This window comes from Ramlibacter sp. AN1133, assembly GCF_037890035.1.
In the GTDB taxonomy this organism is placed as follows: Bacteria; Pseudomonadota; Gammaproteobacteria; order Burkholderiales; family Burkholderiaceae_C; genus Ramlibacter.
This window is the reverse complement of record NZ_JBBKTQ010000046.1, coordinates 1-19,214: the sequence shown is the minus strand read 5'-3', so window position 1 is coordinate 19,214 and position 19,214 is coordinate 1. Positions and strand designations below refer to the sequence as shown.

17 protein-coding genes and 1 pseudogene are annotated in these 19,214 nt (G+C 69.3%); 7 read left to right on the top strand and 11 right to left on the bottom strand.

The window, feature by feature from the left end; all coding sequences use genetic code 11:
* Positions 1 to 155: 155 nt before the first annotated feature.
* The 4 genes from gudD to WG923_RS30155 form a co-directional block, all read right to left on the bottom strand.
* Positions 156 to 1,481: a glucarate dehydratase gene (gene gudD / locus WG923_RS30170; RefSeq protein WP_340354742.1), complete on the bottom strand. Its 1,326-nt coding sequence runs from the start codon at positions 1,479 to 1,481 to the stop codon at positions 156 to 158.
* 7 nt (positions 1,482 to 1,488) lie between these two features.
* Complete coding sequence (locus WG923_RS30165; protein WP_445323000.1) at positions 1,489 to 2,445, bottom strand: Bug family tripartite tricarboxylate transporter substrate binding protein; 957 nt, start codon at positions 2,443 to 2,445, stop codon at positions 1,489 to 1,491.
* 29 nt (positions 2,446 to 2,474) lie between these two features.
* A complete protein-coding gene (gene kdgD / locus WG923_RS30160) occupies positions 2,475 to 3,386 on the bottom strand; it encodes a 5-dehydro-4-deoxyglucarate dehydratase (RefSeq protein WP_340354743.1) in 912 nt (303 codons plus the stop codon).
* 66 nt (positions 3,387 to 3,452) lie between these two features.
* Positions 3,453 to 4,172, bottom strand: a complete 720-nt coding sequence (locus tag WG923_RS30155) for a FadR/GntR family transcriptional regulator (RefSeq protein ID WP_340354740.1) — start codon at positions 4,170 to 4,172, stop codon at positions 3,453 to 3,455.
* A 115-nt stretch (positions 4,173 to 4,287) separates the two neighbouring features.
* Between WG923_RS30155 and WG923_RS30150 the strand changes: the two genes are divergently transcribed.
* The 6 genes from WG923_RS30150 to WG923_RS30125 are packed head-to-tail and all read left to right on the top strand — an operon-like array spanning position 4,288 to position 9,895.
* On the top strand, positions 4,288 to 5,106 hold the full coding sequence (locus WG923_RS30150) for an NAD-dependent epimerase/dehydratase family protein (RefSeq protein ID WP_340354739.1): 819 nt from the start codon (positions 4,288 to 4,290) through the stop codon (positions 5,104 to 5,106).
* A gap of 26 nt (positions 5,107 to 5,132) precedes the next feature.
* Positions 5,133 to 6,098: a TRAP transporter substrate-binding protein gene (locus tag WG923_RS30145; RefSeq protein ID WP_340354738.1), complete on the top strand. Its 966-nt coding sequence runs from the start codon at positions 5,133 to 5,135 to the stop codon at positions 6,096 to 6,098.
* A 13-nt stretch (positions 6,099 to 6,111) separates the two neighbouring features.
* A complete protein-coding gene (locus WG923_RS30140; RefSeq protein WP_340354737.1) occupies positions 6,112 to 6,648 on the top strand; it encodes a TRAP transporter small permease in 537 nt (178 codons plus the stop codon).
* Positions 6,639 to 7,922: a TRAP transporter large permease gene (locus WG923_RS30135; RefSeq protein WP_340354736.1), complete on the top strand. Its 1,284-nt coding sequence runs from the start codon at positions 6,639 to 6,641 to the stop codon at positions 7,920 to 7,922. The genes WG923_RS30140 and WG923_RS30135 overlap by 10 nt, the downstream gene beginning before the upstream one ends.
* Positions 7,919 to 8,878: an SMP-30/gluconolactonase/LRE family protein gene (locus WG923_RS30130; protein WP_340354735.1), complete on the top strand. Its 960-nt coding sequence runs from the start codon at positions 7,919 to 7,921 to the stop codon at positions 8,876 to 8,878. The genes WG923_RS30135 and WG923_RS30130 overlap by 4 nt, the downstream gene beginning before the upstream one ends.
* A 42-nt stretch (positions 8,879 to 8,920) precedes the next feature.
* Positions 8,921 to 9,895, top strand: a complete 975-nt coding sequence (locus WG923_RS30125; RefSeq protein WP_340354734.1) for a Bug family tripartite tricarboxylate transporter substrate binding protein — start codon at positions 8,921 to 8,923, stop codon at positions 9,893 to 9,895.
* A 501-nt stretch (positions 9,896 to 10,396) separates the two neighbouring features.
* On the opposite strand, the pseudogene WG923_RS30120 reads toward WG923_RS30125, so the two are convergent.
* The 7 genes and pseudogenes from WG923_RS30120 to WG923_RS30090 form a co-directional block, all read right to left on the bottom strand.
* Positions 10,397 to 11,893, bottom strand: a pseudogene (locus WG923_RS30120) (MDR family MFS transporter); the annotation flags it as partial.
* 166 nt (positions 11,894 to 12,059) lie between these two features.
* On the bottom strand, positions 12,060 to 12,278 hold the full coding sequence (locus WG923_RS30115) for a hypothetical protein (RefSeq protein ID WP_340354732.1): 219 nt from the start codon (positions 12,276 to 12,278) through the stop codon (positions 12,060 to 12,062).
* A 106-nt stretch (positions 12,279 to 12,384) separates the two neighbouring features.
* Complete coding sequence (locus WG923_RS30110; RefSeq protein ID WP_340354731.1) at positions 12,385 to 13,866, bottom strand: NCS1 family nucleobase:cation symporter-1; 1,482 nt, start codon at positions 13,864 to 13,866, stop codon at positions 12,385 to 12,387.
* Between the two features lie 80 nt (positions 13,867 to 13,946).
* Positions 13,947 to 15,170: a M20 family metallopeptidase gene (locus WG923_RS30105; RefSeq protein ID WP_340354730.1), complete on the bottom strand. Its 1,224-nt coding sequence runs from the start codon at positions 15,168 to 15,170 to the stop codon at positions 13,947 to 13,949.
* Complete coding sequence (gene uraD, locus WG923_RS30100) at positions 15,167 to 16,975, bottom strand: 2-oxo-4-hydroxy-4-carboxy-5-ureidoimidazoline decarboxylase (RefSeq protein WP_340354729.1); 1,809 nt, start codon at positions 16,973 to 16,975, stop codon at positions 15,167 to 15,169. The genes WG923_RS30105 and uraD overlap by 4 nt, the downstream gene beginning before the upstream one ends.
* Position 16,976: 1 nt before the next feature.
* The gene (gene puuE / locus WG923_RS30095) at positions 16,977 to 17,921 is read right to left on the bottom strand and encodes an allantoinase PuuE (RefSeq protein WP_340354728.1); all 945 of its coding nucleotides are present in this window, start codon (positions 17,919 to 17,921) and stop codon (positions 16,977 to 16,979) included.
* Complete coding sequence (locus WG923_RS30090) at positions 17,918 to 18,583, bottom strand: GntR family transcriptional regulator (protein ID WP_340354727.1); 666 nt, start codon at positions 18,581 to 18,583, stop codon at positions 17,918 to 17,920. Before WG923_RS30090 ends, puuE begins: the two co-directional genes overlap by 4 nt.
* 81 nt (positions 18,584 to 18,664) lie before the next feature.
* Between WG923_RS30090 and uraH the strand changes: the two genes are divergently transcribed.
* Positions 18,665 to 19,021 (top strand): hydroxyisourate hydrolase, encoded by a 357-nt coding sequence (gene uraH / locus WG923_RS30085; RefSeq protein WP_340354726.1) that lies wholly within the window; start codon positions 18,665 to 18,667, stop codon positions 19,019 to 19,021.
* The last annotated feature ends 193 nt before the right edge of the window (positions 19,022 to 19,214 follow it).

The following is a 19,214-nucleotide window of genomic DNA, read 5'->3' as shown; positions in this document are numbered from 1 at the left end:
GGGGGTGGTTTGCTTTTCTTGTTGGGGGGGGGGGTGGGGGGGGGCCCCCCCCCGCGGGGGGGGGTGGGGGGGGGGGGGCCCCGCTCCGGATGATGGATTGGCGCTGGAGTGCCCCCACCCCAGCCCTCCCCCGGAGGGGGAGGGAGGAATACCAACTACCGGACCAGGCAGGGCCGCTTCGGGTCGAACTTCCAGCCCGGCACCAGGAACTGCATGGCGATCGCATCGTCGCGCGCGCCGAGCCCATGCTCTTTGTACAGCGCGTTCGCCTTCTCCAGCTCGCCTTCGTCGATCTCGATCCCCAGGCCCGGCTTCTTCGGCACGGCCACGTAGCCGCCTTCGATTCGCAGCGGCTCCTTCGTCAGGCGCTGCCCATCCTGCCAGATCCAGTGCGTGTCGATCGCTGTCACCTTGCCCGGCGCCGCGGCACCGACATGCGTGAACATCGCCAGCGAGATGTCGAAGTGATTGTTGGAATGCGAGCCCCAGGTCAGGTCCCAGTCGCGGCAGGTCTGCGCGACGCGCACCGAGCCCGCCATGGTCCAGAAGTGCGGATCGGCCAGCGGGATGTCCACCGACTGCAGCGCCAGTGAATGCGCCAGCTGGCGCCAGTCGGTCGCCACCATGTTGGTCGCGGTCGGCAGGCCGGTGGCACGGCGGAACTCCGCCATCACCTCGCGGCCGGAGAAGCCTTCCTCGGCGCCGCACGGGTCTTCGGCGTAGGCCACGATGCCGCGCATCTTCTCGCCCAGGCGGATCGCGTCCTTGAGCAGCCAGCCGCCGTTGGGATCGAGCGTCACGCGCGCCTGCGGGAAGCGCTCGTGCAGCGCGGTCACGGCTTCCACTTCCGCATCGCCGGCGAGCACGCCGCCCTTGAGCTTGAAGTCCTGGAAGCCGTAACGCTGCTGCGCCGCTTCGGCCAGCCGCACCACGGCTTGCGGCGTCAGCGCTTCTTCATGGCGCAGGCGCAGCCAGTCGTCCTGCGCTTCGGGTTCGCTGGCGTACGGCAGCCGGGTCTTCCTGCGGTCCCCCACGAAGAAGAGGTAGCCGAGCATCTGCACCGATTCGCGCTGCTGCCCCTCGCCGAGCAGCGCCGCGACCGGCACGCCCAGGTGCTGGCCCTGCAGGTCCAGCAGCGCGGATTCGACGGCCGTCACCGCATGGATCGTCGTGCGCAGGTCGAAGGTCTGGTTGCCGCGGCCGCCCGCATCGCGGTCCGCGAACTTCGCGCGCATCGCGTTGAGGATCGCCTGCAGCTTGCCGATGCCCTGGCCTTCCACCAGCGGCCGCGCGTCCTCCAGCGTCTGCCGGATCTTCTCGCCGCCGGGGACTTCGCCCAGGCCCGTGTGGCCCGCGTTGTCCGTCACCAGGACGATGTTGCGCGTGAAGAAGGGCGCGTGGGCGCCCGAGAGGTTCAGCAGCATGTCGTCCCGGCCGGCGACCGGGACCACACGCATCGTCTTGACGACCGGCGTGCTCATGCTGCGATCAGTCGGCCGTGATCTTGCGGGTTTCGATCAGCTGCTTCCAGCGGGCGTACTCGCTCGCCTGGAACTTGGCGAACTGCTCCGGCGTGTTGGCCACGATCTCGAAGCCTTGCGCCAGCAGCTTTTCCTTCACCGCCGGGTCGTTGAGCGATTCGGCGATGGCCTTGTACAGCTTCGCCTTCACGTCCGCCGGAATGCCCTTGGGCGCTGCGACGGCCTGCCACGATTGCACCTCGGCGCCCCTGACGCCCTGTTCCTGCAGCGTGGCCACGTCCGGCAGCAGCGGCGAGCGCTTCTCGGAGGAGATGGCCAGCGCGCGCACCTTGCCGCCCTTGATGTGCTGGATGATGCTGTTGATGTTGACGAAGGCCGCATCCACTTGCGCGCCCAGCAGGTCGTTGATGGCGGGGCCGCCGCCCTTGTACGGGATGTGCAGGCCTTCGGTGCCGGTCTGCTGCCAGAACAGTTCCGCGGACAGGTGGTCCGAGGAGCCGTTGCCGGAGGAGGCGAAGCTCACCTTGCCCGGCGTCTTCTTCAGGCCGGCGAGCAGGTCGGCGACCGTCTTGTACGGCGACGTGGCGGGCACGACGAGCACGTTGGGCGCCTGCACGGCGACCGTGATCGGGTCGAAGTCCTTCAGCGCGTCGTACTGCACGGCCTTGATCAGGTGCGGCGCGATCACGAACGGGCCGAGCGAGGACACGAACAGCGTGTAGCCGTCCGCCGGCGCGCGCTTGACGAAGGCGGCGCCGATGGTGCCCGTGGCGCCCGGCTTGTTGTCGATGATCCAGGTGCCGCCCAGCTTTTCGGGCAGCTTCTGCGCCAGCACGCGGGCGATCGCGTCGGTCGACCCGCCCGGCGGGAAGGGCACCACCAAGGTCACGGTCTTCTCGGGCCAGGCGGCGAACGCGCTCACCGCGGCCGCGGCCAGGGCCACACCCATCAGGATCTTCTTGATCATGGACACTCCTTTGGAAAACGTCTTCGTTACTGGGGGCCGAGCTTGCGGATCAGCGCGGCAAGTTCTTCGACTTCCTGCGGCTTCAGGTCGGACAGCGGCGGGCGCACCGGGCCGGCGCTCTTGCCGACGATGGTGGCGCCGGCCTTGACGATCGAGACGGCGTAGCCCTCGCCCTTGTTGCGGATCGCGAGGTAGGGCAGGAAGAACTCGTCCAGCAGGCGGCCGACGGTGGTCTGGTCGCCGCTGGCGTACGCGTTGTAGAACTCGATGGCCGTGCGCGGGATGAAGTTGAACACCGCGGAAGAATAGGTGGGCACGCCCAGCGCCTTGTACGCGTTGGCGTACACCTCGTGCGTCGGCATGCCGCCGATGTAGACGAAGCGGTCGCCCAGCTTCTGGCGGATGGTGACGATGCGCTCGACGTCGCCCAGGCCGTCCTTGAAGCCGACCAGGTTGGGGCAGCGCTCGGCCAGCTTCAGCAGCGATTCGGCGGTGAGTCTGGTGGCACCGCGGTTGTAGACGATCACGCCGATCTTCACGCTCTTGCAGACGGCTTCGACGTGCGCGACCAGGCCGTCCTGGGTGGCTTCGGTCAGGTAGTGCGGCAGCAGCAGCACGCCCTCGGCGCCGTTGCGCTCGGCTTCCTGCGCGTACCGGATGGCCAGGGTGGTGCCGCCGCCGGCGCCGCCGACGATGGGCACGCGGCCCTTGCAGGTCTCGGCGGCGGTCTTGATGACGCCGGCGTATTCCTGCGGCTCCAGCGAGAAGAACTCGCCCGTGCCGCCGGCGGCGAACAGGACGGTGGCGCCGTAGGGCATCAGCCACTCGAGACGCTCGGTGTAGCCCTTGGGATCGAAGCGCAATTCGCGGTCGAAATCGGTCAGGGGAAAGGACAGCAGGCCCGAGGAGAGGGCCTTTTTCAGTTCGTTGGGCGACATGGGGGTGCGGGTGAAGAGGTAGGACATCATACAACTAGGCTTGAACCGCGGCAAGCGCGGTGCCCCTCACGTGGCCTCCGCCAGCCTCCGCCTGCGCTCCCGGCTGTTCGCCAGGTGCGTCCGCATTGCCGCCCGCGCCGCCTCCGCGTCGCCGCGGCTGATCGCGTCCACGATGCTTTCGTGCTCCGCGTTCACCCGGCGCAGGTACCCCTGCCGCTCGGGCGTGAGCGGCCCCGGCGGCTCCAGCCGCGCCCTCGGGATCATCATTCCGCCCAGGGTCGCCATCAGGTCCAGGAAGTGATGGTTTTGCGTCGCCCGCGCGATCTCCAGGTGGAACTGGAAGTCGGGGCCGACCGCGTCGCGGCCCTCCTCCACGGCGTTCGTGAAGGCCTGGAGCGCCCCGCGCAAGGCCTCCACGTTGGCCGGCGTGCGCCGCGTGGCGGCCAGCGCCGCGCTCTCCGTCTCCACGGCGATGCGCAGCTCCAGCACCGCGATCACGTCCTGCAGCGTCTCCAGCCGCTCCGGCGAGATCCGGAAAGTGGCGGCATCGCCGAAGCCGACCACGAAGGTCCCCACGCCATGCCGCGTGTCGACCAGGCCGGCCGCCTGCAGGCGCGAGATGGCCTCGCGCACGACGGTGCGGCTGACGCCGAACTCCTCCATGATCGCGGCCTCGGTCGGCAGCTTCTCGCCGGGCGCGAGCGAGCCGTCGCGGATGCGGCCCCCCAGCGCATCGACCACGTCATGGGCGAGGCTGCGGGGACGGCGGCGGGCGACTTCGGCCATAGGGTTAACCCTCTCGATTCGTTTCGGTACGCATGCCGATACTTGTACGACAACTGATAAGAGATGACAAGCGCCGTGCGACTGTAGCAGGGCGCCCCCCCACCGGAGGTTTCGGATGGAACCGGCTAGCGCCCCGCTCTCCCTCGGCCGCGTGCTGCTCACCGGCGCCGCCGGCGGCCTCGGCCGCGTCCTGCGTCCGCGCCTGCGGCCCCGCTGCACGCTCCTGCGCGTGAGCGACATCGCGGCGCTGGAGCCCGCCGCCGCCGGCGAAGAGGTCATTGAGGCGCCGCTGCAGGACCGCGCCGCCGTCGCCACGCTGCTGCAAGGCATGGACGCCGTGGTCCACCTGGGCGGCATCTCCACCGAGCAGCCCTTCGACGCCATCCTGCAGGCCAACATCGTCGGCACGTACAACGTCTACGAGGGGGCGCGCCGGCACGGCGTCAAGCGCATCGTGTACGCGAGCTCGAACCACGTCACCGGCTTCTACCGGCAGGATGAAGTCATAGCCGCCACGATGCCGGTGCGGCCGGACGGCCACTACGGCCTGTCCAAGGCCTTCGGCGAGAACCTGGCGCGCTTCTACTTCGACCGCTACGGCATCGAGACCGTGAGCCTGCGCATCGGCTCCTCCTTCCCCGAACCGAAAGATCGCCGCATGCTCGCCACCTGGCTGAGCTACGACGACCTCGAGCGGCTGGTGGTCGCGAGCCTCACCGCGCCCGTGGTGGGCCACACCATCGTCTACGGCGTGTCCGACAACAAGGCCGCGTGGTGGGACAACACCCCCGCCCGCCACCTCGGCTTCCGCCCGCAGGACAGCTCCGAACCCTTCCGCGCCGCGCGCGAAGCGGCGCAGCCCGCGCCGGACCGCACCGATCCGGCCGTGATCTTCCAGGGCGGCGCCTTCGTGCGCATGGGCCCGTTCGAGTGAATTTCCCCCCCCCAGGAGACCAGTCCATGAAGACCTTGCTGCGCACCGCCGCCGTGCTCGCCCTGTCCGCCGCCGCCGCGGCGCAGGCGATGGAATTCCGCTCCGCGGACATCCATCCCGACGACTACCCCACGGTGCTCGCGGTGCGGCACATGGGCGAGACGCTCGCCAAGGCCACCAACGGCAGGCACACGATCAAGGTGTTCTCCAAGTCGGCGCTGGGCAACGAGAAGGACACGATCGAGCAGACCAAGCTCGGCGCGCTGGCGATGACGCGGGTGAACGTGGCGCCGATGAACAACATCTGCCCCGCGACCATGGTGCCGACCATGCCCTTCCTGTTCCGCTCCACCGAGCACATGCGCAAGGTGCTGGACGGCCCGGTCGGCGACGAGATCCTGCGCAGCTGCGAGCCGCAGGGCTTCGTCGGGCTGGCCTTCTACGACTCCGGCGCGCGCTCGATCTATTCCGTGAAGAAGCCGGTCAAGACGCTGGCGGACACCAAGGGCATGAAGATCCGGGTGCAGCAGTCCGACCTGTGGGTGGCCCTCATGGAGGCGATGGGCGCCAACGCGACGCCGATGCCCTTCGGCGAGGTCTACACCGCGCTCAAGACCGGACTGGTCGACGCCGCGGAGAACAACTACCCCAGCTACGAGAGCACGCGCCACTTCGAGGTGGCCAAGTACTACAACCGCACCGAGCACTCGATGGCGCCGGAGATCCTGCTGTTCTCGAAGAAGGTGTGGGACACGCTGACGCCCGACGACCAGAAGGCCATCCGCGCCTCCGCCAGGGAATCGGTCGGTTACATGCGCAAGCTGTGGGACGAGCGCGAAGCGAAGTCGCTGGCGATCGTCAAGGCCGGCGGCGCCCAGATCGTCGACGTCGACACGGCCAGCTTCCGCACCGCGATGAAGCCGGTGTACGACAAGTTCCTGAAGGATCCCAGGCTGCAGGACATGGTCCGCCGCGTCAACGAGACGAAGTAAGGGGCGGCCGCGCATGCACACCCAGGTAGCCGACCCCGTTTTCCTCGCTGGGGTCGCGCCCCTCTACACGCGCCTGTGCGCGGCACTGGCGAAGCTGTGCCTGCGCGTGGGCGTGGCCGGCATGTGCCTGCTGGTGCTCGCGGTGCTGTACCAGGTGATCGGCCGCTACGTGTTCAACGACACGCCGACATGGGCCGAGAGCGGGGCCGTGCTGCTGGTGCTGTACGTGACGATGCTGGGCATGGCGGTGGGCGTGCGCGACGCGGGCCACATCGGGCTGGAGTCGCTGCTGGTGCTGGCGCCGCCGAAGCTGCGGCTGGCGATGGAGCGCGTGATCCACCTGCTGGTGCTGGTGTTCGGGCTCGTCATGGCCTGGAACTGCGGCGTGCTCGCGGCCAGCGTGTGGGACTACAAGATTCCGACGCTGGGCATCTCGGAAGCCTTCAAGTACGTGCCGCCGGCGATGGCCGGCGTGCTGGTGGCGCTGTTCTCGATGGAACACCTTATCGCACTGGCCCGCGGCATCGAAGTGGAGCCTTCATGGCACTGACCATCCTGTGCGTGAGCTTCACGCTGCTGCTGCTGCTCGGCGTGCCGGTGGCCTTCTCGATCGGGCTGTCCTCGCTCGCCACGCTGCTGTACGAGGGACTGCCGCTCGCCGTGGGCTTCCAGCAGATGATCTCCGGCATGAACCCGTTCTCGTTCCTGGCGATCCCCTTCTTCATCTTCGCCGGCGAGATCATGATGTACGGCGGCATCGCCGAGAAGATCATCCAGTTCGCCAAGTCGCTCGCCGGCCACGTGCGCGGCGGCCTGGGCATGAGCAACGTGCTGGCCTGCACGCTGTTCGGCGGGGTCTCGGGCTCGCCGGTGGCGGATGTCTCGGCGATGGGCGCGGTGCTGATCCCGCAGATGAAGAAGGAGGGCTACGGCGCGGACTATGCCGTCAACGTCACGACGCATGCCTCGCTGGTCGGCGCGCTGATGCCGACCTCGCACAACATCATCATCTTCACGTTGGCGGCCAGCGGCAAGGTGAGCGTGGCGGCCCTGATCCTGGCGGGCATCGTGCCGGCGGTGATCCTCACCCTGTGCAACCTCGCCGCGGCCTACTGGGTGGCGGTGCGGCGCGGCTATCCGGCGGGGCGATTCCCGGGCTGGCCCATCGTCGCGTACTCCTTCGCGGCGGCGTTGCCCGGCCTGTTCGTGGTGGCGATCATCATCGCGGGCATCCTCTCCGGGGCCTTCACGGCCACCGAGTCCGCTTCCGTCGCCGTCGTGTGGGCGCTGTTCCTGGCGGCGCTGGTGTACCGGCGCCTGACGCGCGAGCAGTTCCTCAAGGCCGCCGCCAAGGCAGTGAAGAGCACCGGCACCGTGCTGCTGCTGATCGGCATCAGTTCCATGTTCGGCTACCTGATCGGGCTGTACGGCGTTGCGGACCTCACGGGCAAGGCGCTCGCCGGCATGAGCACGCAGCCCTGGGTGATCTTCCTGTCGGTCAACGTGATCCTGTTCGTGCTGGGAACCTTCCTCGACATGGCGGCGACGATCCTGATCTGCACGCCCATCTTCCTGCCGATCTGCCAGCAGTTCGGCATGAGCACCGAGCAGTTCGGCATCGTCATGCTGATCAACTGCGCGCTGGGCCTCAACACGCCCCCGGTGGGCACGACGCAGTTCGTCGGCTGCACCATCGGCGAGATCTCCGTGGGCGAAGTGATGAAGACGATCTGGCCCTTCTACGGCGCCCTCATCGCCGCCCTGATGCTGGTGACCTACGTGCCGGCCTTCTCCATGGCGCTTCCCAACGCGATCCTCAAATGAGCGTGGACTTCATTCCCAGCGCGCGCTATCCCGACCCGCGCATCGATGTGCTGGACGAGCGCTTCCTCAAGCTGCGCCTGTTCAGCGCGACCGTCGAACAGCTCGCCACCGGGCTGCGCTGGGCCGAGGGCCCCGTGTGGTTCGGCGACGGCCGCTACCTGCTGGTCTCGGACATTCCCAACAACCGCATCCTGCGCTGGGACGAGGCCTCGGGGGCGGTGAGCGAGTTCCGCACGCCCTCCAACAACGCCAACGGCAACTACCGCGACCGGCAGGGGCGGCTCATCACCTGCGAACACCTCACACGCAGCGTGACCCGCACCGAATACGACGGCAGCATCACGGTGCTGGCGGACCGCTGGCAGGGCAAGCGCCTCAATTCGCCCAACGACATCGTCTGCGCGCGGGACGGCAGCATCTGGTTCACCGACCCGGTGTTCGGCATCGCCGGCTACTGGGAGGGCGAGCCGGCCGAACCCGAGTTGCCGCAGGCCGTCTACCGCATCGCACCGGGCGGCGGCGTGCAGCAGGTGATCGCGGACCTGGCGGGGCCCAATGGCCTGGCCTTCTCCCCCGACGAGAAGATCCTGTACGTGGTCGAGAGCCGCGGCGTGCCGCACCGGAAGATCTGGGCCTGGGACCATGCGGGCGGCGGTACGCTGTCGAACAAGCGGCTCGCGGTCGACGCGCAGGGGCCCGGCGCCTTCGACGGCTTCCGGGTCGACGTCGCCGGCAACCTCTGGTGCGGGTTCGGCAGCAACGGCGCGCCCGGCGCCGACCCCGAAGGCCTCGACGGCGTGCGCGTGTTCGCGCCGGACGGCACGCCGATCGGCCACATCCACCTGCCCGAACGCTGCGCCAACGTGTGCTTCGGCGGCCGCTATCGCAACCGCCTGTTCATGGCGGCAAGCCATTCGTTGTACGCGCTTTACCTGAATGTCCAGGGCGCGGACTGAGGTTACCCTCGCCGCTCCAATGCAGCCACAACGGGAGACAAGATGCTTCGTCGCACCATCCTCGCCACCGCGGCAGCCGCCCTTGCCATGGGCTTCGCTGCGGCGCAGGCGCAGGACAAGTGGCCTTCCAGGCCGATCACCTACATCGTGCCTTTCGGCGCCGGCGGCACCACCGACGTGCTCGCGCGGCTGGTCACGCCCAAGGCGGCGGCGGCGCTGGGCACCAGCTTCGTGATCGAGAACAAGGCCGGCGCCGGCGGCAGCATGGGCTCGGACTTCACCGCCAAGGCCGCACCGGACGGCTACACGATCCAGGGCGGCACGATCAGCTCGCACGCGATCAACGTGAGCCTCTACGCCAAGCTGCCGTACGACCCGATCCGCAACTTCCAGCCGATCACGATGATCGGCTCGATGCCGAACGTCCTCGTCGTGCGCGCCGACAGCCCGTACAAGACGGTGCAGGACGTCATCGCCGCGGCCAAGGCGAAGCCGGGGTCCATCAACTACGCGTCCTCCGGCAGCGGCACTTCGCAGCACCTCTCCGGCGTGTTCTTCGAGCAGCTCACCGGCGGCAAGCTGGTGCACGTGCCGTACAAGAGCAGCGCCGAGTCGCTCAACGCGCTGCTCTCCGGCCAGGGCGCCGACATGATCTTCGAGAACCTCGCCCCGGCCATGCCCTTCATCAAGGCGGGCAAGCTGCGCGCGCTGGGCGTCACTTCGGACAAGCGCTCGTCGGCGGTGCCGGACGTGCCGGCCATCGCGGAAGTGCTGCCCGGCTTCTCCATCGTGTCGTGGCAGGCGATCTTCGCGCCGGCGGGCGTGCCCAGGCCCATCGTCGAGCGCCTCTCCACCGAGTTGATCAAGTCCGTGCAGGACCCGGAGACCCGGGCCAAGCTGGTCGCCCAGGGCATCGAGCCGGGCGGCATGACGCCGGCGGAACTGGGGGCCTTCCAGAAATCGGAAGTGGAGAAGTGGGCCCGCGTGATCAAGGCGGGGAACATCAAGGTCGACTGAGCGGCCTCACCCCACCTGCCGCGCCGACGGCAGGATCTGCGGTCCCAGCCGCCGCAGCAGTTCCGCCAGGTCCGACTGGTGCTGCGGCGACCACTCGGCGAACAGCGCCTCGAGGTGCTTGCGCCGCGCCTGCACCACCTTCTCCAGGCTGGCGCAGCCGGCGCGCGTGAGTTCCCAGCGGCCGGAGGGCTCGTGCAGCACCAGGCCCTTGGCGGCCAGGGCCTGCGCACCCTGTTCCAGTTCTTCCGGCGAGAAGGGCGCCACCGGCTGCAGGTCCGCCAGCCGCGCGTGCGGCGCCTCGTTCAGGCGCAGCAGCAGCCAGGCCGCCTCCGGCGCGAGCGCGAGGCCCGCGCGCTCCACCACGAGCGCCACGTGATGGCGGCGCAGGTCGCGGTCCATCACGGCCGCCAGGCCGCGCAGCAGTTCGTCCTCGGGCAGCGGCGTGCGCGGCATGGCCATGGCCTGCCCGAGTTCGTCGCCCACGTCGCCCGTGGTGGCGGCCAGCGTCTCGCGCAGCGCCCGCTGCGGCAGCAGCCAGCTCAGGGCGAAACCGATCAGGGCGATCACCGCGGCGACGCGGAACACCAGCGCCATCGCCTGCGTGAAGACGCCGGCGTAGGCCGCGCGCGTATCGGCCGGCAGCTGCGTCATGTCCTGCAAATTGGGCATGTCGGCGCCGGCGGGCAGTCCGTGCGAGACGGCGGCGATGAACACGGCACCCAGCACCGCCGTGCCCACCGCGCCGCCGATGGAGCGGAACAGCGTGCTGCCCGCGGTGGCCACGCCCAGGTCCTGGTAATCGACGGCGTTCTGCACCGCGATCACCAGTACCTGCATGACGAACCCGATGCCCATCCCGAGCAGCAGGGCCATAGCCAGCAGGAAGGCCAGGCCGCTGTCGGCGCGCACGAAGGACAGCGCGAACAGCGCGATCGTCATGAGCGCCGTGCCCATGATGGGGAACTGGCGATAGCGGCCGGTGCGGCTGATCCACTGGCCGGAGAAGATGGACGACAGCAGCATGCCGGCGATCAGGGGCAGCATCTGCAGGCCCGCGGCCGTCGGCGTCTCGCCCTTGGCGACCTGCAGGAAGATCGGGATGTAGGTCACCGAGCCGAACATCGCGAAGCCGACCACCAGCCCCACGCCGCAGGCCACCTGGAAGGCCCGCTGCCGGAACAGGCGCAGCGGCAGGATCGGTTCCGCCGCGCGGCGTTCCACCAGCGGGAAGGCGATGAGCGCGGCCAGGCCCACCACGGCCGCGGCGGGCAGCCACGCCGAGCGCCAGGCTTCGCGCGTGCCGCCGACGTCCGCCACCAGCACCACCGCGGCGAGGCCGACGGCCAGCAGCAGGGCACCCGCGTAGTCGATGCGCCGCTTGCCCGTCGGGGGCGCGGACGGCAGGGTGGCGGCCACCAGCGCGAGGGCGACGAGGCCCAGCGGCAGGTTGAGGTAGAAGATCCAGCGCCAGGACAGGTGCGTGGCGAAGTAGCCGCCGATCACCGGCCCGGCGGCGCTGGCGAGACCGAACACCGCGCCGAACAGGCCCTGGTAGCGGCCCCGCTCGCGCGGCGGCAGCAGGTCCGCCACCACGGCCATCGCCGTCACCATCAGGCCACCGCCGCCGACCCCCTGCAGGGCGCGGAAGACGACCAGCTGCGCCATGTCGCGGCTCAGGCCGCACAGCGCCGATCCGACCAGGAAGATGACGACCGAGATCTGCAGCATGCGCTTGCGGCCGTACAGGTCGCCGAGCTTGCCGTACACGGGCGTGACGACCGTCTGCGCGAGCAGGTAGGCCGTGACGACCCAGGAGAGGCGCTCGAGCCCGCCGAGTTCGCCCACGATCACCGGCAGGGCTGTGCCGACGATGGTCTGGTCCAGCGCGGCCAGCAGCATCGAGATCAGCAGGCCGCCGATGGCTGGCAGGACGTTGCGTGCGGGAGCCGGCACGGCCGGCTCGGCCACGCCCGGAGGAGGTCGGTTCGCGGTGTCCACGCGGCGCAGCGTAGATGAGCCGTTGCGCACGCGGCGTAGGACGCGTGCGCAAGGGGCGAAGAGAAAGCTTCTTGGTGCGTTCAACGGGTCAGCGCAACACCCATGCGGCGAAATGAGCTGGTGGACGTCGCGCCGCTCGGGCCGGACCAGCCCGTGTCTGTCCGTCTCAGCGACTGTCCCCCGGCGCGGATGAGAACCGTTGCTCGTGCTGGCGCCGCGCCCGCGCCTCCTCCTTGATGTCGCTGAGCCGGACAGCCACGGACTGGTCCTGCAGCGCGTCGATCGCAACGGTGTGGCTTCGGTTGGTGCCGTCGCCGACGCGGACGGTCACGCCCTGGTTCGGGTCGGAGGCAACCGGCGCACCGTGGTAAACCGTGGTAGCCATCGGGCGCCCTTCTCTTGTCTCCCCGCAAATCGGTGAAGAACCAGAAAGAAGGCCGCCGCGGCGCTCGTCCCCGCCTGCGAGCCGCGAGCTTGCCGCTGCCCTCCTGTCAGGCCCTGCGTGCAATCTCGTCGGCGTCGACCTCGGGCAGCATGCGCAGCCCCCAGTACACGGCGCCGCCGATCGCCACGCCGAAGAACCAGCCGTACAGCCCCCACCACGCGGGCAGCAGCTGGCTGAAGTTCGGCAGGATGGTGGAGAACAGCATGCCCACGCCGGCCGCGACCAGCGCCTTCACGTGCCAGCCGCCCTGGTAGCGGTAGCGGCCGTGCTCGCGATAGAGCTCGTCGACCTGGATCCTGCCGCGCGCCACCAGGTAATAGTCGACCATGATGATCCCGAACAGCGGACCCATCGTGGAGCCGATCGCGCCGACGAAGCCCGCGGCGCTGCCTTCCCACGGCGCGAACGGGTACAGCACCAGAGCGATGGCCGCCGCGACGTACCCGCCGCGCTTGAAGCTGATCGCGCGCGGGAAGGTGTTGGAGATGTCGAAGGCGGCCGACACGAAGTTCGCCACCACGTTGATGCCCAGCGTGGCCACGCAGAAGGTGAACGCCGCGATGGCGGCCAGCAGCCAGCTGTCGAAGCGCGCCGAGATCTGCTCGGGGTGGATCAGCACCTCGCCGTACACCTTGAAGGCCGCGATGGTCGTGACGCCGGCGACCAGCGAGAACAGCAGCAGGTTGACCGGCAGGCCCCACAGGTTGCCGACCTTCACCGCCCGTTCGTCCCTGGCGTAGCGCGTGAAGTCGCAGAAGTTCAGGTACAGCGCCGCGAAGTAGGTGATCCAGACCGCGGCCACCGCAAGCAGCGAGGTGAACGATCCGGGCGCGCCGGGAACACCGGCATCCTTGGTCTTTTCCAGCAGCACGTCCTGCGGGATGCCGCTGTCGAACGAGAAGCCGCCGGCTTTCACCACCAGCCCGATGGCCAGCACCAGCATCGCCAGCCACACGCCGGGGCCGGCCCAGTCCTGGAAGCGGCGCACCGTCTCCATCCCGTGCTGGATGATCAGCAGCTGCAGAGCCCACACCACGACGTAGCAGATCACTTCCAGCCCCGAGTGGCCGAGGAAGTGCACGTCCTTGTGGAAGGCCATGAGCTGCGGCGAGCGCGTGAGCAGGGCCACGATGGCGCCGGAGGCGGCGGCCGTCTGCGCGCCGTACCAGAAGCAGGCGACGATGGCCCGCACGATGGCCGGGAAGTTGGCGCCCCACACGCCGAACGAGGCCCGTGCCAGCACCGGATAGGGCACGCCGGTGCGCGCTCCGGCCAGGCCCACCAGCGTCATCAGCAGGTAGATGACCAGCGAGCCGATGCCGATGGCCAGCAGGAAGTTGAGGAAGCTGCCGCACAGCAGGAACAGGCTGGCGGCGAGGTAGTAACCCCACAGGCTGTGGACGTCGGAGGTCCAGACGTTGAAGATGCTGAAAGCGCCCCACTTGCGCTGGGCCGGCGTGGTCGGCGCCAGGTCTTCGTTGGTGAGGCCGGGGCTGTAGCCCCGGGCGGTCCATTCGGGATGATCCATGCGTGCTCCTGGAGTGGTTGTCCCTTCGACGCCGCTGCGGACCCGGTCTGTGAGCGACCAGTGTCCGGCCGATGATGGATTCAGCGCAAGAGGTCGAACAGCGTGCGCGCGACCACCTTGGTGGCGCGCCGCAGGTCCTCGAGCTGCAGGTGTTCGTCGGCCCGCTTGGCATTCGATTCGAGCACCGTGCGCGGGCCGGCGCCATAGATGACGCCCGGGATGCCGGCCTCGCCGTACAGGCGCACGTCGGTGTACAGGGGCGTGCCCATGGCGGGGATCTCGACGCCGAACAGCTCCTGGCCGTGCTTGCGCAGCGCCTCGACCAGCGGCTGCTGCCCGGGCGTGGGCTGGAGCGCATTGGCCAGCAGCAGGCGCTTGATTTCCACCGTGACGCCGGGGCTGCGCGCGGCCGCATCGGCGATGGTCTGCCGCACCGCCGCCTCCACTTCCTGCGGGTTCTCTTCCGGGATCATGCGGCGGTCCAGCTTGAACACCACCTTGCCCGGAACGACGTTGGTGTTGGTGCCGCCCTCGATGCGGCCCACGTTCAGGTAAGGGTGGTGGATGCCGCGCACGCCCGAGTGCACCTGCCGGTACTGCGTGTTGAGTGCGTACAGCGCATCGAGGATCTTCACCGCGGCCTGCAGCGCGTCGACACCGGTGTCGGGGATCGCCGCATGCGCCATCCTGCCGTGGACGGTCACTTCGAGCTGCAGGCAGCCGTTGTGCGCCGTCACCACCTCGTAGCTGAAGCCGGCGGCGATCAGGAGGTCGGGCCTGGTGAGCTTGTGGGCGAGCAGCCAGCCCGGGCCGAGTTCGCCGCCGAACTCCTCGTCGTAGGTGAAGTGCAGCTCCACGCCGCCGCGCAGGCGGGCCTGCAGCGACTCCAGGGCGCGCACGGCGAAGGTGAAGCTGGCGAAGTCGCTCTTGCTCACCGCCGCCGCGCGGCCGTAGAGGCGGCCGTCCACGATCTCGGCCCCGTACGGATCGTGCGTCCAGCCCTCGCCGGGGGCGACCACGTCGCCATGGGCGTTCAAGGCCACGGTGCGGCCTTCTCCGTAGCGGCGCCGCACGATCAGGTTGGTGATGGATTCGAGCCCGCGCGCCTTCACTTCTGCCTCGGGGACGGCGTGCTTCTCCGCGGCGAAGCCGAAGCCGGTCAGCAGCTGCGCCGTGCGCTCGGCATGTGGCGCGTTGTTGCCGGGCGGCGTGTCGGTCGGCACGCGCACCAGTTCCTGCAGGAAGCGCACTTCCTCGTCGAAGTGGGCGTCGATCCAGGCGTCGAGTCGTTGGTAGTCGTTCATTGCGTTTCTTCCGCGAGCTGGGCGAGCAGGTGCGCGAAGGCCTGCACGGCAAGCTGCATGTCGTCGCTGGTGGTGGACTCCAGCGGGTTGTGGCTGATGCCCGCGTTCTGGCCGCGCACGAACAGCATCGCCTGCGGCATCACTTCGTGCAGCTTCATGGCGTCGTGGCCGGCGCCGCTGGGCATGCGGTACAGCGGCAGGCCCAGGGATTCGACGGCGCGTTCCCAGCGGGCCTGCCAGGCGGGCGCGCTGGGCGCGGCCGCGGCGCGCATCGTGGGCTCCACGCTGGAACGCAGGCCGCGCCGCTCGCAGATCTCCTGCAGCCTGGCGAGCACGTCGGCCACCAGCGCATCGCGCTGCGGGTCCTTCGGTGCGCGCAGGTCCAGCGTGAAGAGGCAGCGGCCCGGCACCACGTTGATGGAGCCGTTCGGCACTTCCAGGATGCCGATGGTGCCCACCGAGTCGCCGTCGCGGGCCGCGCGCTCCTCCACGAAGAGGGCGAGCTCCGCGACGGCCACCGCGGCGTCGCGCCGGCGGTCCATGGGCGTGGTGCCGGCGTGGCTGGCCATGCCGGTGACCTCGCACTGGTAGCGCACCCCGCCGTTGATGGAGGTGACGATGCCCAGCGGCAGGTCGAGCTCGTTGAGCACCGGGCCCTGCTCGATGTGCACTTCGACGAAGCCGAGGTAGCGCTTCGGGTCGCGCTGCAGTGCCGCGATCGCTTCAATGCTTGCCGGTAAACCGGCTTCCTGCATCGCCTGTCGCATGGGAATGCCTTGCGCATCCTTCTGGTCCAGCCAGCGCGGCTCGAACTGGCCGATCAGCGCGCCGGAGCCGAGGAAGGTGGCCTTGTAGCGCTGGCCTTCCTCCTCCGCGAAGCCCACGACCTCGAGGCCGAAGGGCAGCCGGCGGCCGGCGCGCGCGAGTTCACGCACGCAGGCCATCGGCGTGAAGATGCCCAGCCGCCCGTCGTACTTGCCGCCGTTGCGCACGGTGTCGTAGTGCGACCCCGTGAGGAGGTATTTCCCTCCCTCCCCCTTTGGGGGAGGGCCGGGGAGGGGGCGCTCCGGTGCATATCGCCCCACCACATTCCCCACCGCGTCCACCTCCACCTCATCGAACCCGCACTCCCGCATCCCCTGCGCGATCTCCTGCGCCGCGGCCCGGTGCGCCTCGGTCAGGTACGTGACCGTGAGCTGCCCCTTTTCCGCATAGCCCGGATCGCTGTGCCGCGCGAGGCTTTCGTGCCAGTCCCACACCAGGTTGCCCAGCGTGGGCTCGATGCCGAACTTGTCGTTCAGGCGCAGCTCCACGATGCGGTGGATGTTGCGCAAGGCCTCCGCGCGTTCGAACCCCGGATGGTTCTCCAGCCGCCGCGCGAAGGTCTCGATGATCTGCTGCCGCGAGAGCCCCGTGCCCCGCGGCCCGCGCACGGCCAGGATGAAGGGAAAGCCGAAGCGTGCGTTGTAGTCCGCATTGAGCTGCTGGATGCGCGCGAATTCCTCGGGCGTGCAGTCGGTGAGGCCCGCCTTGCCCTGCTCGCTGGTGGATTCGCTGGTGAGCGTCTTGGCCACCATCGCCTTGCCGGCGAGTTCGGGGTGGGCGCGGATCAGGGCCAGCTGTTTCTCGACGCCGGCCTCGCGCACGACGTCGGCCATTGCCTGCTTCAGGTGACCGAGCGAGCGGAAGGGTCGCTGCGCGAGGGCGGCCTCGGCGATCCAGGGCGAATGTTCGTACAGGCCGTCCAGCAGGCGCGCCGCCTCCGTGCGGTCGGCCGCATTGATCTGTTCGAGGGTGACGGCCATGTCAGGCCTCCTTGCAGGGGTGGACCTGCTGCCAGTGCCGCGCGATGTCGATGCGCCGGCACACCCACACGCGGTCGTGCCGCGCGATGTGGTCCAGGAAGCGTTGCAGCGCGGTGATGCGGCCGGGCCGGCCGAGCAGGCGGCAGTGCATGCCGACGCTCATCATCTTCGGCGCCTCCTCGCCTTCGGCGTAGAGCACGTCGAAGGTGTCGCGCATGTACTGGAAGAAGGGATCGGCGTGCGAGTAGCCCTGCGGCAGGGCGAAGCGCATGTCGTTGCAGTCCAGCGTGTAGGGCACGACCAGGTGGTCGGCCGTGCTGCCGTCGGTCTTGCGCACCTTCATCCAGAAGGGCAGGTCGTCGCCGTAGTAGTCGCTGTCGTAGGCGAAGCCGCCGTCGTCCACGACGAGGCGGCGCGTGTTGGGGCTGTCGCGCCCGGTGTACCAGCCCAGGGGGCGCTCGCCGGTGAGCTTCTGGAGGATCTCCATGGCGATGCGCATGTGCTCGCGTTCGGTGGCCTCGTCGAGGTTCTGGTAGTGGATCCAGCGCCAGCCGTGGCAGGCGATCTCGTGCCCGAGTTCCACGAAGGCGTGCGCGAGCTCGGGGTAGCGCTGAAGCGCCATGCTGATGCCGAACACCGTGAGCGGCAGGCCGCGGCTTTCGAACTCGCGCAGGATGCGCCAGACGCCGGCGCGCGAGCCGTACTCGTAGATCCCCTCCATGCTCAGGTGCCGCGCGGGGAAGGCCGGCGGGTTGAACATCTCGGAGAGGAACTGCTCGGAGCCGGGGTCGCCGTGCAGCACGCAGTTCTCGCCGCCTTCCTCGTAGTTCAGGACGAACTGCACCGCGATGCGGGCGTTGCCCGGCCACTGCGCGTGGGGCGGATGGCGGCCGTAGCCGGCCAGGTCGCGCGGATAGGGCGCGGTGCTGTCGTAAAGAGTGCTCATGAGAGTGCCAGTGCGATGTCGTGGGTGGGCACGGGGCGGTCGAAGGCGAGGCCTTCCTCCACGTGCAGGAGGTGCTCCTGCATCAGCTTGACGGCGCGCTTCTCGTCCTTCGCCGCCAGCGCCTTGACCAGTTCGACGTGTTCCTGCTGCGAGTGGACAGCGGCGGCTTCGCGCTGGTACATCAGGGCGATGAGCGAACTGCGCGAGACGAGGTCGCGCACGATCTGCGTGAGCACGGCGTTGCCGGTGAGTTCGGCCATGCGCACGTGGAAGTCGCCCAGCAGCTGGGAGCGCTCGCCCGCGTCGCGCCGGTCCACCGCCGCCTTCTCCTGCGCCATGTGCTCGCGCAGGGCGCGGATCCGGGCGGGCGTGAGCTTGCGCAGGAACTCGCGCACCATTTCGGCCTCGAGGATGCGGCGCACCTGGAACACCTGGCGGGCCTCCTCCACCGTGGGCGCGGCGACGAAGGCGCCGCGCGCCGGCTCCATGCGCACCAGGTGCTTCTGCGCGAGCTGGAACAGCGCCTGCCGCACCAGCGTGCGCGAGACGCCGAAGTGGTCCGCCAGCTTCTGCTCCGCCAGTTTCGTGCCCGGCTGCAGCCTGTGCTCGACGATGGCCCGCGTCAGCGCATCGACGATCGTGCGGGTGGGGGACGCATCCATGCGGCGCATGATAGCGATGTGCCGGCAAAGTGTATACACTGCCGTCCACAATCCGCAGTGGATGCAACGGGGAACAGAGCGATGGGCCTGAGCACGCACGTCCTGGACACCATGCACGGCACGCCGGCCGGCGGCATGGCCGCCGAGCTGTACGCGACCGGCGGCGCCGGCGGGCCGGCGCTGCTCAAGCGCTTCGTGCTCGACGTCGACGGGCGCAGCCCGGACGGCCCGCTGTTCGACCATGCCAGCCTGAAGAAGGGCACTTACCGGCTGGTGTTCGACGTCGCGGCGTACTTCCGCGCGCGCGGCGTGACGCTGCCGGATCCGCCTTTCCTCGACCGCGTGACGCTGGACTTCGGCATCGCCCACGAGGACCAGCATTACCACGTGCCGCTGCTGGTGAGCCCGTGGAGCTATTCGACGTATCGCGGCTCGTGATCGGCCTTCCGTCCTCCCCGCGCAGGCGGGGATCCAGTGCGCCCCCCGAAGAACGGGTCTTCACCGATTTCCGGGGAGACCCGACGAAGGCCGGTCGATTTCGACCACGGTTCGGCGGTTGCCTTCGACCCGGACCAGGACGTGACCGTCCGCCTCGGCGACTGTCCCCCGGCGCGGATGAGAACCGTGCCCC